The organism is Marinospirillum sp. (assembly GCF_044810985.1).
Taxonomy (GTDB): domain Bacteria; phylum Pseudomonadota; class Gammaproteobacteria; order Pseudomonadales; family Halomonadaceae; genus Marinospirillum.
The window spans coordinates 3,130,090-3,145,192 of record NZ_CP085242.1; the positions used below are offsets into that span (position 1 = coordinate 3,130,090).

Sequence of the window (15,103 nt, forward strand, 5' to 3'; positions counted from 1 at the left end):
AACAATTTGAAGAGGAGACAGTCATGTCTGAGAACGAATCCGTAAAGCCAAAACCCAAAAAGTCGGTTGCCCTGTCCGGTACGGCTGCAGGTAACACGGCTCTGTGCACTGTGGGTCGCAATGGTAACGAGCTCCACTATCGCGGCTATGACATTCTGGATCTGGCTGAGAAGTGTGAATTTGAAGAAGTGGCTTACCTGCTGGTTCATGGCAAGCTGCCGACTCAGGCTGAGCTGAATGCCTACAAAATCAAGCTGAAAGCCCTGCGTGGTTTGCCCGCTTCCGTGAAAGTGGCCCTGGAGCAGCTGCCGCCCTCTGCTCACCCCATGGATGTGATGCGCACCGGTGTTTCCGTACTGGGCTGCGTCAAGCCCGAGAAAGACGACCATAACCACCCGGATGCCCGTGATATCGCCGATAAGCTGATGGCTTGTCAGGGTTCCATGCTGCTTTACTGGTATCACTTTGCCTACAACGGCAAGCGCATTGACCTGGAAACGGATGACGACTCCATCGGTGGACACTTCCTGCATCTGCTGCATGGCGAGAAGCCGCGTGAGTCCTGGGTCAAGGCGATGCACACCTCCTTGATTCTTTACGCTGAGCATGAGTTTAACGCTTCCACCTTTGCCAGCCGCGTGGTTGCAGGTACAGGCTCTGACTTCTACAGCTGTATTGCCGGCGCCATTGGCGCTCTGCGTGGGCCCAAGCACGGCGGTGCCAATGAAGTGGCTTTTGAAATCCAGAAGCGTTACGACAACCCGGATCAGGCCGAAGAAGATATCCGTGAGCGTGTGGGCCGCAAGGAAGTTGTGATCGGCTTTGGTCACCCGGTTTACACGGTTTCCGATCCTCGCAACAAGGTCATCAAACAGGTTGCCAAGAGTCTGTCCGAAGAGCGCGAGAACACCAAGATGTATGACATTGCCGAGCGTCTGGAATCCGTGATGTGGGAAGTCAAGAAAATGTTCCCCAATCTGGATTGGTTCTCTGCCGTCAGCTACCACATGATGGGTGTGCCCACTGACATGTTTACACCTCTGTTCGTGATTTCACGCACTTCCGGTTGGAGTGCTCACGTGATCGAGCAGCGCATTGACGGCAAGATCATTCGCCCCAATGCCAACTATGTCGGTGAAGGTCCGCGTCCAGTGCCAGCCATTGACGAGCGTGACTGATTAACCCATTCCAATTTTTCAAGTGAGTTCTCATTTATGAACACTGAATACCGTAAGCCTTTACCGGGCAGTTCACTGGATTACTTTGATACCCGTGAAGCCGTGGACAGCATCCAGCCCGGTGCTTATGAAAAGCTGCCTTATACCTCGCGTGTTCTGGCAGAGCAGCTGGTGCGTCGCTGTGATCCCCAGGATCTGACGCCTTCGCTGAAGCAGTTGATTGAACGCAAGCGCGACCTGGATTTCCCCTGGTATCCAGCGCGTGTGGTTTGTCACGACATTCTGGGCCAGACGGCTCTGGTGGATCTGGCCGGTCTGCGTGATGCCATTGCTGAAAAAGGCGGTGATCCGGCCAAGGTCAATCCGGTGGTTCCCACCCAGTTGATTGTTGACCACTCGCTGGCTGTTGAGCATGCCGGTTTCGAAAAGGATGCCTTTGAGAAAAACCGCGCCATTGAAGATCGCCGCAATGACGACCGTTTCCACTTTATTGAGTGGACCAAGACGGCCTTTAAAAACGTCGATGTGATTCCCGCCGGTAACGGCATCATGCACCAGATCAACCTGGAGAAAATGTCTCCGGTGATTCAGGCACGTGATGGTGTCGCTTACCCGGATACCTGTGTGGGTACAGACTCCCACACCCCGCATGTGGATGCCCTGGGTGTTATCTCCGTGGGTGTCGGTGGTCTGGAAGCTGAAACCGTGATGCTGGGTCATCCTTCCATGATGCGCCTGCCGGACATCGTGGGTGTGGAACTGGTTGGCAAGCGTCAGCCCGGTATTACTGCAACCGATATCGTACTGGCTCTGACCGAATTTCTGCGTAAAGAGCGAGTCGTTGGTGCTTACCTGGAATTTTACGGTGAAGGCGCATCCAGCCTGACCGTGGGCGACCGTGCCACTATTTCCAACATGACACCGGAATACGGTGCCACTGCAGCCATGTTCTATATCGATGAGCAAACCATCGATTACCTGAAGCTGACCGGTCGTGAACCAGAACAGGTAGAACTGGTTGAGAATTATGCCAAGACTGCTGGTTTCTGGGCTGATGACTTGGTGAAAGCTGACTATGAGCGGGTGCTCAAGTTTGACCTTTCCAGTGTGGGTCGCAACCTGGCCGGGCCTTCCAATCCTCATGCACGTCTTTCCACGGCTGATCTGGCTGCCAAAGGTATTGCCGGTAATCTGGAAGAAGCTCGCGAGCAGGAAAAACAGGGCCTTATTCCAGATGGAGCGGTCATCATTGCCGCCATCACCAGTTGCACCAATACGTCCAACCCCCGCAACGTGGTAGCCGCCGGTTTGCTGGCCAAGAAAGCCAATGAAATGGGGCTGATTCGCAAGCCCTGGGTGAAGTCTTCCTTTGCTCCCGGCTCCAAGGTGGCACGTTTGTACCTGGAAGAATCCGGTCTTCTGGGCGAGATGGAAAAACTGGGCTTTGGTATCGTGGCCTATGCCTGCACCACCTGTAATGGCATGTCCGGTGCTCTGGACCCCAAAATCCAGCAGGAAATCATTGACCGCGATCTTTACACCACGGCTGTGCTTTCCGGTAACCGCAACTTTGATGGTCGCATCCATCCTTACGCCAAGCAGGCTTTCCTGGCTTCACCGCCTCTGGTTGTGGCCTACGCCATTGCCGGTACCATCCGCTTTGATATCGAAAAGGATGTGTTGGGTGAAGATGCACAGGGTAACCCGATTACCCTGAAAGACCTCTGGCCTTCCGATGAAGAGATTGATGCGATCGTTGCTTCCAGCGTCAAGCCGGAGCAGTTCCGTGAGGTTTATATTCCCATGTTCGATCTGGACAAGGGTGTTGAAGCCGAAAGTCCTCTTTATGACTGGCGTCCTCAGAGCACCTACATCCGTCGTCCTCCTTATTGGGAAGGTGCCCTGGCAGCAGAGCGTACTCTTAAAGGTATGCGCCCTCTGGCTGTTCTGCCGGACAACATCACAACGGATCACCTGTCGCCTTCCAATGCGATCCTGATGAACAGTGCTTCCGGTGAATATCTGCATAAAATGGGTGTGCCTGAAGAAGACTTCAATTCCTATGCAACCCACCGTGGTGACCACCTGACTGCACAGCGCGCCACCTTTGCCAACCCCAAGCTGATCAATGAAATGGCTGTCGTGGACGGTGAAGTCAAGCAGGGCTCTCTGGCACGTATTGAGCCGGAAGGTGAAGTGACCCGTATGTGGGAAGCCATTGAGACCTACATGGAGCGCAAGCAGCCGCTGATTATTATTGCTGGCGCTGACTATGGTCAGGGTTCTTCCCGTGACTGGGCTGCCAAGGGTGTGCGTCTGGCTGGTGTAGAAGCCATCGTGGCAGAAGGCTTTGAGCGTATTCACCGCACCAACCTGATTGGTATGGGTGTCCTGCCCTTGCAATTCGAGGAAGGCACCACTCGCAAGACGCTGGGTATAGACGGCACTGAAACCTATGATGTCGAAGGTGAGCTGTCACCACGCAATACTGTCACTCTAACCATCACCCGTAAAAACGGTGAGAAAGTTCAGGTGCCGGTGATCTGCCGACTGGATACCGCTGCTGAAGCTCACGTCTATAAAGCCGGTGGCGTCCTTCAGGGCTTTGCCAAGGACTTCCTGGAAGGTGAAGTTCCGGCCTGAGATTAAAGCCGTCAGGTAAAAAAGCAAGTGAGTAAGGCGGTTCCGTAGGTTCCGCCTTACTTATTTCAGGCTCTATAAAGTTTGTAAAATCAGGAGTGAAATATGAGTCAGGTTCCCCAGATCAAAATCCCCGCCACCTATATGCGTGGTGGTACCAGTAAAGGTGTTTTCTTCAACCTGAAAGACCTGCCGGAAGCAGCCCAGAAGCCCGGCAAGGCACGTGATTCCATTTTGTTGCGGGTCATCGGCAGTCCCGATCCCTATGGCAAGCAAATTGACGGTATGGGCGGTGCGACTTCCAGTACCAGCAAGACCGTGATTCTGGCTCCGGCAACTGAGCCCGGCCACGATGTGGACTATCTGTTTGGTCAGGTTTCCATCGACAAGGAGTTTGTGGATTGGAGCGGCAACTGCGGCAACCTTTCAGCTGCGGTGGGTGCTTTTGCAATCCATTCGGGTCTGGTGGATGCCAGTCGTCTGCCCGAAAATGGTATGGCCGAAGTGCGCATCTGGCAGGCCAATATCAAGAAAACCATTGTCACCCGTGTCCCCATGACGGATGGTCAGGTTCAGGAAACCGGTGATTTTGAACTGGATGGCGTGACCTTCCCGGCTGCCGAGATTCCCGTGGAATTCATGGACCCGGCCGATGGTGAAGGCGCAATCTTCCCCACCGGCAATCTGGTGGATGATCTCGAAGTACCGGGTGTAGGCACTTTCAAGGCCACTCTGATCAATGCCGGGATTCCCACTATCTTCCTGAATGCCGATGAAATTGGTTACACAGGCACCGAGCTTCAGGAAGCCATCAACAATGATGCTGATGCACTCACGCGCTTTGAGACGATTCGTGCTCAGGGTGCTGTGAAAATGGGCCTGATCAAGGATGTTGCTGAAGCCGCTGCACGCCAGCACACGCCCAAGGTGGCCTTTGTTGCTCCTCCCAAAACTTATACCTCTTCCAGTGGCAAGCAAGTGGAAGCCGACAAGGTGGATCTTCTGGTGCGCGCTCTGTCCATGGGCAAGTTGCACCATGCCATGATGGGTACGGCCGCGGTGGCCATAGGTACGGCGGCTGCGATCCCCGGAACCCTGGTGAATCTGGCCGCTGGTGGGGGCGATCGCAAGGAGGTGACCTTCGGGCATCCTTCCGGCACGCTTAAGGTGGGTGCTGAAGCCAGTCAGGTTGATGGCCAGTGGTCCGTGGACAAGGCCATCATGAGCCGCAGTGCCCGCATTGTGATGGAAGGTTGGGTACGGATTCCCGGCGATACCTTCTAAGCTGTGCTAGGCTGAAATCAAGTTCTCGATCGTTGCACTCTGGGGTTCTCTCAGGGTGCATTTTTGATTTCAGCGACCTGGAGGCTGCCCCCATGAGCAGCAATGCCGACACTAACCTTCGTCCTGATTATGACCAGGAACTTCAGGATCTTGCCGACTATCTTCTCAATGACTCTATTCCCAGCCAGGAAGCCCTGAAAACAGCGCGCTTGTGTTTGATGGATACCTTGGGTTGTGCGCTTCTCGCCCTTCGGTTTCCTGAATGCACCAAGCACCTTGGCCCTCTGGTGGAGGGTACCCAGGTGCCTCAGGGTGCCCGAGTGCCCGGAACCTCATATCGTCTGGATCCGGTGAAAGCCGCCTGGGATTTTGGCTGTGCCCTGCGCTGGCTGGATTACAATGATACCTGGCTGGCTGCAGAGTGGGGGCACCCATCAGATAATCTGGGTGGCATCCTGGCTGTAGCCGACCACCTTTCCCAGAAACAAGTGGCCCAGGGCAAACCCCCTCTTTTGATGCGCAGCGTCTTGGAAGCCATGATTCAGGCGCATGAAATCCAGGGCATCCTGGCCCTGGAAAACTCATTTAATCGTGTGGGTCTGGATCACGTTCTGCTGGTTAAGGTGGCGACGACCGCTGTGGTGGCGAAAATGATGGGGGCCAATCGCGAACAGCTGCTTTCTGCTTTGTCGCATGCCTGGGTGGATGGTCAGGCTCTGCGCACTTATCGCCATGCTCCCAATGCCGGTTCACGAAAATCCTGGGCCGCTGGGGATGCCACTTCCAGAGGTGTGCGTTTGGCGGATATGGCAATGCGCGGCGAAATGGGGATTCCTGCCGCTCTGAGTGCGCCCCAATGGGGCTTTTATGATGTGCTCTTCAGCAAGACCAACAAGGATCAACAGATCAAACCGCCGGAAAAACAGCGACTGGACCGCAGTCAGGCCTATGGCAGTTATGTGATGGAGAACATTCTCTTCAAGGTTTCCTTTCCCGCTGAATTTCATGCCCAGACGGCTGCAGAAGCTGCAGTTATCCTGCACCCGCAAGTCAGGGATCGCCTGGATGAAATAAGCCGGATAGAAATCACCACCCACGAATCGGCCATCCGAATCATTTCCAAAACCGGTGAATTGAATAATCCCGCAGACAGGGATCACTGCTTACAGTACATGATTGCCGTCCCCCTGGTGTTGGGAGAACTGAAAGCTGAACACTATGAAAACGGTTTTCATGCGGCTCATCCTGAGCTGGATCGTTTGAGGGAAAAAATGGAGGTCAAGGAGAACAAAGGCTTTTCTGCGGACTACCTTGACCCGGAAAAGCGTTCCATTGCCAATGCGATTCAAATCTTCTTTGCAGATGGCAGCTGCACCGAAAAGGTTGCCGTGGAATATCCACTGGGGCACCGCAGGCGCAGGGAAGAGAGTATTTCTTTTCTGGAAGAGAAGTTTGCCGATAATCTGGCCAGCTGTTTTGTCCCTCAGCGTTGCCAGGAAATACTGGAAGTGTTCAGGCAAAAAGAAGGCTTGGATGCTTGGCCTGTGCATGAATTTGTGGACAAGTTTGTGGGTTAAAATGATTATTCAATTTTTTGCAAAAAGTGCTTGCGCTCTCCTGAAAAATCTCTAGAATGCGCACTCGCTGTCAGGGAGAAGCCAAGGCTTAACCGGCAGCAAACAAGCGAAAATAAACGCTTGACGGAGGCAGAAAGCATGGTAATATGTTGCCTCTTGATTGGAAGGGCTTTTAGCTGCTTTTAATCAACGCTCTTTAAGAATGAAGCATCAGGTACATTCATGTGGGCGCTTGCGGGATGGTTTGTGGCGCTGCCCTTTCTTTGGAAAGGGTGGTTCAGTCAACAAAACATCAAGGCAAGCGACTCGTCGAGATTCAAGTTAATTCTTGATTTCAATTATTCGTTTGAACCTTGAGCCAAGTTTGATTCACTCAATGAATCGATGATTTTAAACTGAAGAGTTTGATCATGGCTCAGATTGAACGCTGGCGGCAGGCCTAACACATGCAAGTCGAGCGGAAACGATGGAAGCTTGCTTCCAGGCGTCGAGCGGCGGACGGGTGAGTAATGCATGGGAATCTGCCCGATAGTGGGGGATAACCTTTCGAAAGGAAGGCTAATACCGCGTACGTCCTACGGGAGAAAGTGGGGTTTCGGCCTCACGCTATCGGATGAGCCCATGTCGGATTAGCTAGTTGGTGAAGTAAAGGTTCACCAAGGCGACGATCCGTAGCTGGTCTGAGAGGATGATCAGCCACACCGGAACTGAGACACGGTCCGGACTCCTACGGGAGGCAGCAGTGGGGAATATTGGACAATGGGGGCAACCCTGATCCAGCCATGCCGCGTGTGTGAAGAAGGCCTTCGGGTTGTAAAGCACTTTCAGTGGGGAGGAAAGGTTTGCGGTTAATACCCGTAAGCTGTGACGTCACCCACAGAAGAAGCACCGGCAAACTCCGTGCCAGCAGCCGCGGTAATACGGAGGGTGCGAGCGTTAATCGGAATTACTGGGCGTAAAGCGCGCGTAGGCGGTTTGTTAAGCCAGATGTGAAAGCCCTGGGCTCAACCTAGGAACGGCATCTGGAACTGGCAAGCTAGAGTACAGTAGAGGAAGGTAGAATTCCACGTGTAGCGGTGAAATGCGTAGATATGTGGAGGAATACCAGTGGCGAAGGCGGCCTTCTGGACTGATACTGACGCTGAGGTGCGAAAGCGTGGGGAGCAAACAGGATTAGATACCCTGGTAGTCCACGCCGTAAACGATGTCAACTAGCCGTTGGGAGCCTTGAGTTCTTAGTGGCGCAGCTAACGCACTAAGTTGACCGCCTGGGGAGTACGGCCGCAAGGTTAAAACTCAAATGAATTGACGGGGGCCCGCACAAGCGGTGGAGCATGTGGTTTAATTCGATGCAACGCGAAGAACCTTACCTACTCTTGACATCCAGAGAACTTTCCAGAGATGGATTGGTGCCTTCGGGAACTCTGTGACAGGTGCTGCATGGCTGTCGTCAGCTCGTGTTGTGAAATGTTGGGTTAAGTCCCGTAACGAGCGCAACCCCTATCCTTATTTGCCAGCGAGTTAAGTCGGGAACTCTAAGGAGACTGCCGGTGACAAACCGGAGGAAGGTGGGGACGACGTCAAGTCATCATGGCCCTTACGAGTAGGGCTACACACGTGCTACAATGGCCGGTACAACAGGTTGCTAACCCGCGAGGGGGAGCCAATCCGCAAAAGCCGGTCGTAGTCCGGATTGGAGTCTGCAACTCGACTCCATGAAGTCGGAATCGCTAGTAATCGCGGATCAGAATGCCGCGGTGAATACGTTCCCGGGCCTTGTACACACCGCCCGTCACACCATGGGAGTTGATTGCACCAGAAGTAGCTAGCTTAACCTTCGGGAGGGCGGTTACCACGGTGTGGTTAATGACTGGGGTGAAGTCGTAACAAGGTAGCCGTAGGGGAACCTGCGGCTGGATCACCTCCTTAACGACGGCCCAAACCACCCGTAAGTGCTCACATGAATGGACCTGATGCAAAAGATGCTGCAAAACGACCGGGTCTGTAGCTCAGCTGGTTAGAGCGCACCCCTGATAAGGGTGAGGTCGGCAGTTCAAGTCTGCCCAGACCCACCAAATTTGCTCCTGAACTTCGTTATTTTGTGACTCGCCTAACTAAAAGTAGGCTTCGCCACAAAATGCCTCGCTCAGAATCAAATTATTAATTGGTTGTGTTTAAAACATAGAAAAGTTTTTAACCAGTTAAAATGGGGCTATAGCTCAGCTGGGAGAGCGCCTGCCTTGCACGCAGGAGGTCAGCGGTTCGATCCCGCTTAGCTCCACCAAACAGCATCTTGTTGATTCATTCTTAAATTTTTCCTAGTGAACACTATTGAGCCTTTTTGATTGCACCTTGCTGAAAAAGCCAAGGTCGATTGAGAACGCTGAATTCTGTCCATCAGGATACGCTCTTTAACAATGCAAGATTCAAGTTTTAAAAGTCAAAGCGATACGTTTGTTGCTGCTCACTGAGGCAGCAATGGACATCAGTCTCAAGCGTATCCGGCGAAAAATCGTTGAACAGTTATTTGATAAGCCCCAAAAGGATTAGCTCCTTTTTAGGAAAACTTCTTGGGGTTATATGGTCAAGTGACGAAGCGCATACGGTGGATGCCTTGGCAGTCAGAGGCGATGAAAGACGTGGAAGCCTGCGATAAGGTTCGGGGAGTCGGCAAACAGACTGTGATCCGGACATTTCTGAATGGGGAAACCCACCCAGTGTAAGCTGGGTATCCAGTACTGAATACATAGGTGCTGGAGGCAAACCGGGAGAACTGAAACATCTAAGTACCCCGAGGAAAAGAAATCAACCGAGATTCCCTGAGTAGCGGCGAGCGAAAGGGGAGCAGCCCTTAAGTTGAATTTGTGTTAGCGGAAGGCTCTGGAAAGTGCCGCCATAGCGGGTGATAGCCCCGTACGCGAAAATGCATTTTCAGTGAAAACGAGTAGGACGGGACACGAGAAATCCTGTCTGAAGATGGGGGGACCATCCTCCAAGGCTAAATACTCCTGACTGACCGATAGTGAACCAGTACCGTGAGGGAAAGGCGAAAAGAACCCCTGTTAGGGGAGTGAAATAGATCCTGAAACCGTATGCGTACAAGCAGTCGGAGCCCACTTGTTGGGTGACGGCGTACCTTTTGTATAATGGGTCAGCGACTTATTCTCAGTGGCGAGGTTAACCGTATAGGGGAGCCGTAGGGAAACCGAGTCTTAATAGGGCGCGCAGTCGCTGGGAATAGACCCGAAACCGGGCGATCTACCCATGGGCAGGTTGAAGGTTGAGTAACATCAACTGGAGGACCGAACCGTAATCTGTTGAAAAAGATTCGGATGACCTGTGGGTCGGAGTGAAAGGCTAATCAAGCCCGGAGATAGCTGGTTCTCCTCGAAAGCTATTTAGGTAGCGCCTCGTGTATCACCACCGGAGGTAGAGCACTGTTTGGACTAGGGGGTCATCCCGACTTACCAACTCCATGCAAACTCCGAATACCGGTGAGTGTGAGCACGGGAGACACACGGCGGGTGCTAACGTCCGTCGTGAAAAGGGAAACAACCCAGACCGCCAGCTAAGGCCCCAAAATCCTGGTTAAGTGGGAAACGATGTGGGAAGGCAAAAACAGCTAGGAGGTTGGCTTAGAAGCAGCCACCCTTTAAAGAAAGCGTAATAGCTCACTAGTCGAGTCGGCCCGCGCGGAAGATGTAACGGGGCTCAAACCAGGTGCCGAAGCTGCGGGTTCATCTATGATGAGCGGTAGAGGAGCGTTGTGTAAGCCGTCGAAGGTGGATTGAGAAGTCTGCTGGAGGTATCACAAGTGCGAATGCTGACATGAGTAACGATAAGGGGAGTGAAAAACTCCCCCGCCGGAAGACCAAGGTTTCCTATCCCATGCTAATCAGGGTAGGGTGAGTCGGCCCCTAAGGCGAGGCCGAAAGGCGTAGTCGATGGGAAGCAGGTTAATATTCCTGCACTTGTTGTGATTGCGATGGGAGGACGGAGAAGGCTAGGCGAGCCAGGCGTTGGTAGTCCTGGTGAAAGCAAGTAGGCGGTACCCTTAGGCAAATCCGGGGGTGCAACGCCGAGATGCGAGAGGAAGAGGACCTTCGGGGAATCGAACTCGTTGATGCCACGCTTCCAAGAAAAGTCTCTAAGCTTCAGATCACAACAAACCGTACCCCAAACCGACACAGGTGGTCAGGTCGAGAAGACCCAGGCGCTTGAGAGAACTCGGGTGAAGGAACTAGGCAAAATGGTGCCGTAACTTCGGGAGAAGGCACGCCGACACTAGGTGACGTTTACACAAACCGAGCCGAAGTCGGTCGAAGATACCAGGCCCCTGCAACTGTTTATTAAAAACACAGCACTCTGCAAACACGTAAGTGGACGTATAGGGTGTGACGCCTGCCCGGTGCCGGAAGGTTAATTGATGGGGTTAGCGCAAGCGAAGCTCTTGATCGAAGCCCCGGTAAACGGCGGCCGTAACTATAACGGTCCTAAGGTAGCGAAATTCCTTGTCGGGTAAGTTCCGACCTGCACGAATGGCGTAATGATGGGGGCGCTGTCTCCACCCGAGACTCAGTGAAATTGAAATCGCAGTGAAGATGCTGTGTATCCGCGGCTAGACGGAAAGACCCCGTGAACCTTTACTATAGCTTCACACTGGACTTTGATATTGCTTGTGTAGGATAGCTGGGAGGCTTTGAAATGCAGACGCCAGTTTGCATGGAGCCAACCTTGAAATACCAGCCTGGCAATCTTGAGGTTCTAACCTAGGTCCATTATCTGGATCAGGGACCGTGTGTGGTGGGTAGTTTGACTGGGGCGGTCTCCTCCCAAAGAGTAACGGAGGAGCACAAAGGTACCCTCAGGCTGGTCGGAAATCAGCCAATGAGTGCAAGAGCATAAGGGTGCTTGACTGCGAGACAGACACGTCGAGCAGGTACGAAAGTAGGTTCTAGTGATCCGGTGGTTCTGTATGGAAGGGCCATCGCTCAACGGATAAAAGGTACTCCGGGGATAACAGGCTGATACCGCCCAAGAGTTCACATCGACGGCGGTGTTTGGCACCTCGATGTCGGCTCATCACATCCTGGGGCTGAATTCGGTCCCAAGGGTATGGCTGTTCGCCATTTAAAGTGGTACGCGAGCTGGGTTTAGAACGTCGTGAGACAGTTCGGTCCCTATCTGCCGTGGACGTTGGAGACTTGAGAAGAGCTGCTCCTAGTACGAGAGGACCGGAGTGGACGAACCTCTGGTGTTCGGGTTGTCATGCCAATGGCATTGCCCGGTAGCTATGTTCGGACGGGATAACCGCTGAAGGCATCTAAGCGGGAAGCCCCCTTCAAGATAAGGTCTCCCTGAGGACTTGATCCTCCTAAAGGGCCCTTGAAGACCACAAGGTTGATAGGTCGGATGTGGAAGCGCAGCAATGCGTTGAGCTAACCGATACTAATGACCCGTGAGGCTTGACCATATAACACCCAAGCGGTTTTATAGATCAAGACTGAGCAATGATGATTTGACGGATACGTAAGAGACTGACGCAGACCGGCGATACGCCAAAACTTGAATCTTGCCCCTTTTTAGGATGTTGGCCGAAGCAGTGCCAGCTTCCAACAGTTACGCCTGACGACCTTAGCGAGTGGGAACCACCTGAACCCTTTTCGAACTCAGAAGTGAAACCGCTCAGCGCCGATGATAGTGTGGGGCTTCCCCATGTGAAAGTAGGTCATCGTCAGGCACTTATAAAACAATCCCCTTGGCTCAGTGAGTCAGGGGGATTTTTTTATGGCTAGAGAAATTCTACTTGAACATGGCATGTGACTGATTGGTCTGGAACCAATCAGAACGGCCGAAGGTCGGCCCGTAGGGTGAGCGCCAGGGATGGTGCGAATAAAGTAGGTCATCGTCAGGCACCTATTCTGAAAACACCCCTTGAACACGCGTTCAAGGGGTGTTTTTTTATGCCTTGAACTATCACTGCCAGAGACGTGGCACAAAAAAACCGGCCCACACGGAGCCGGTCTGGTTTTTATTAAGGTTTCTGTGCACTCACTGTGAACTTGCCTACCAGCTGCTGCAGGGTTTGTGTGGAGTGGCGCACATGATTGGCCGAGCCCTGTAGCTCTTCCATAACACTGGTCATTTCTCCTGATGCGACTTCAACCTGACGAATGGAGGAGCCGTAGAACTCACTGCGTTCGCTCAGTTGAGTAATGATACTGAACATCTGCTCAACCGCCTGGTGGAGTTCGGTGTTTTCTGAGGTGTTGTTTTCAGCTTCCTTAAGACGAATATCCACTTCTTTAACGCCATCTTCCATATAGTCCACGGCACTGCGGGTTTCTTTTTGCAGACTGGTCACGGTTTCCTGAATATCACCTGCGGCTTCTGCCGTTCGTGTGGCCAGGGATCTGACCTCATCGGCAACGACGGCAAAGCCTCTCCCCGCTTCTCCTGCCCTGGCGGCTTCTATGGCGGCATTCAAGGCCAGCAGGTTGGTTTGGTTGGTGATTTCAGTGATCATTTCGACAATATCACCGATTTCCACCATGCGACTGTCGAGACTCTGTACTCGTTGAGCCGTGGTATCAACAACCTTGCGGATGCTCAAGGTGCTGGTTTGCGCACTTTCAAATTGTTCCCTGGCTTTATCAACCACTTCATCCATGGCTTTTTTCATGGTATTGGCTGTTGCTGTCGCCTGGTCGATCTCTTCCATTTGCTCTTCGACCAGGCTTAGCATCTTGCCGATTACCTGGTTCACTTCCTGGCTGGTTTGGCGGGCTTCCTGGGTACGATCCAGCATCTTGTCATTGTTCTGTTTGACGGTTTCTGTGGTGTGAATCACCTGCCCCATGATGCCATCCATGCTGTCTAGAAAGCTGTTGAACCAACGCCCCATGCTGCCACTTTCATCCTTGGCCATCTTTTCGGTATCCAGGCGTTGACGCAGGTTGCCTTCACCCTCGGCGATGGTGCGGATGATTTTTGTGGTATTACGCAGTCTTTCAGAGACACGCTTGGGGCCCAGATTGGCAAATATCCAGGCGGAAATCCCCAGCATGAGTGTATTGGCTGCCAGCATGGGTAACGTGTCCAGCGGTGCATAGCTGTGCAGTAAGGTGGTTGCCCCCAGAAACCCGGCCACGGTCAGGAGGTAGGTGTTCATCAGGCTGACACTGATGGAGCGGCGGCGATAGACCTCTTCCAGGTCACCTTCACACATCATCCCCCATTTATCCGGAGAACCGGGTAATTGGAAGGTAACCCCCTTGCCGATCACCGGGATGTGACGATAGTCGGAATAACCGGGATAAGTGATAAACAGGTTGCTGCCGTTGGTGATGGTTTCACGCACACCTGGATGCAGGTTGCCCGTGGCCGGGTCAGTAAAGCGCAGCTCCAGTTCGGTATGCTTTTGCACACTGACAGTGCCCCACTTGGTATGGATACCGTCTTTCAGGTTCTCACCATGAGAAAAAGTGCTGTCTTCAAAGCGGGAACGGGACAGGGCTGTGCCTGGCTGAATGGATTGATCAAACCTGGACTCCACCATGAAAATATAATTGTCGCCAGACTCAGGGTAAACATGCCCAGCCTCGCGCTGAATCAAGTCCCCGAGAACATCGTTGGGAACCCGTGCGCAGAGACAGCCATGAGCTTTGCCTTCATGAATCACCGGCTGGTAGAACATCAAGGTCACAGCATCATGAAAGCTGGATGTTGAAGGGCCCAACTCCAGTGTGTTGCTGTCGGAATAAGGGCCGTGCAGGAAGGGATGGTTAAGACCCTGCTGAAGTGCGGCTCCTAGTGTGGGTCCCTGATGACTCTGACCAGCACGTTGCTTACTGCTTGAAGCCAGAATAGTTCCGTCGTGATCAACATAAAAAAGCTCTGACAGGTCAGCCAACTGGTTTTTCTTTTCATTCAATTGCCGCGCCAGTTTGTCTTGATCGCCTATTGAGACTTGCTCAGCCAGCTCCTCCAAATGTTGCCAATGGCTATCCACCCACTCGTGCAAGAGCTTCACGCGAGTCGCTGCGACCCCTTCAAAAACCTGTTCAATCACCGGATAGAGTTGTCGGTTGAGAAAACAGCTCCATCCAAGTTTTAATTTACCGTTGCTACCAAAAACCGGCAACCAGTGCTTTTCAGCGCCAGAAAGATTCATCTTGTGGCTTTGCAGTTGCGTCATTAACCATTTCTCCGATGCGTGGAAGTAAAAGACATTGAGGGGGAGTTGTTGTTTTTTTGATCTGTGTCAGGCTATGAATTCTTTATAGCAAAACTTGTACCAACTAATAAAAGTCTTTTAATACAGTAGGTTAAGAGATTTTCTTGGGTTTGAAACAGCTAGTCGCACCTTTTCGGTGCAATTATGGAAGAGATATGGAACAACATGATCAGGAAAGTGCATTTTTT

General features: G+C 52.6%; 5 protein-coding genes, 2 tRNA genes and 3 rRNA genes. 9 read left to right on the plus strand and 1 reads right to left on the minus strand.

Translation table 11 applies throughout. The features are described from left to right. The first annotated feature begins 23 nt into the window (after window positions 1-23). The 9 genes from prpC to rrf all read left to right on the plus strand — a co-directional run bounded on the left by prpC (window position 24) and on the right by rrf (window position 12,419). On the plus strand, window positions 24-1,178 hold the full coding sequence (gene prpC / locus LG323_RS14795; protein WP_404417811.1) for a 2-methylcitrate synthase: 1,155 nt from the start codon (window positions 24-26) through the stop codon (window positions 1,176-1,178). Between the two features lie 36 nt (window positions 1,179-1,214). Next, entirely contained in the window at window positions 1,215-3,821 is a 2,607-nt protein-coding gene (acnD, locus tag LG323_RS14800) for a Fe/S-dependent 2-methylisocitrate dehydratase AcnD (protein ID WP_404417814.1), read from the plus strand. A gap of 102 nt (window positions 3,822-3,923) precedes the next feature. Beyond that, a complete protein-coding gene (prpF, locus tag LG323_RS14805; RefSeq protein WP_404417817.1) occupies window positions 3,924-5,102 on the plus strand; it encodes a 2-methylaconitate cis-trans isomerase PrpF in 1,179 nt (392 codons plus the stop codon). Between the two features lie 92 nt (window positions 5,103-5,194). Next, window positions 5,195-6,679 carry a bifunctional 2-methylcitrate dehydratase/aconitate hydratase gene (locus LG323_RS14810; protein WP_404417820.1) on the plus strand — a complete coding sequence of 495 codons (1,485 nt, stop codon included), beginning with the start codon at window positions 5,195-5,197 and terminating at the stop codon, window positions 6,677-6,679. A gap of 392 nt (window positions 6,680-7,071) precedes the next feature. Further along, window positions 7,072-8,608, plus strand: a 16S ribosomal RNA gene (locus LG323_RS14815). A gap of 69 nt (window positions 8,609-8,677) precedes the next feature. Next, a tRNA-Ile gene (locus tag LG323_RS14820) sits at window positions 8,678-8,754 on the plus strand. Window positions 8,755-8,887: 133 nt separating this feature from the next. Further along, window positions 8,888-8,963 (plus strand) — tRNA-Ala (locus LG323_RS14825). A gap of 298 nt (window positions 8,964-9,261) precedes the next feature. After that, a 23S ribosomal RNA gene (locus tag LG323_RS14830) occupies window positions 9,262-12,152 on the plus strand. Window positions 12,153-12,303: 151 nt separating this feature from the next. Further along, window positions 12,304-12,419 (plus strand): 5S ribosomal RNA (rrf, locus tag LG323_RS14835). Together the 16S, 23S and 5S rRNA genes with 2 tRNA genes alongside form the textbook arrangement of a ribosomal RNA operon. 294 nt (window positions 12,420-12,713) lie before the next feature. Here rrf and LG323_RS14840 read toward each other — a convergent pair. After that, a complete protein-coding gene (locus LG323_RS14840) occupies window positions 12,714-14,876 on the minus strand; it encodes a methyl-accepting chemotaxis protein (RefSeq protein ID WP_404417823.1) in 2,163 nt (720 codons plus the stop codon). Between the last annotated feature and the right edge of the window lie 227 nt (window positions 14,877-15,103).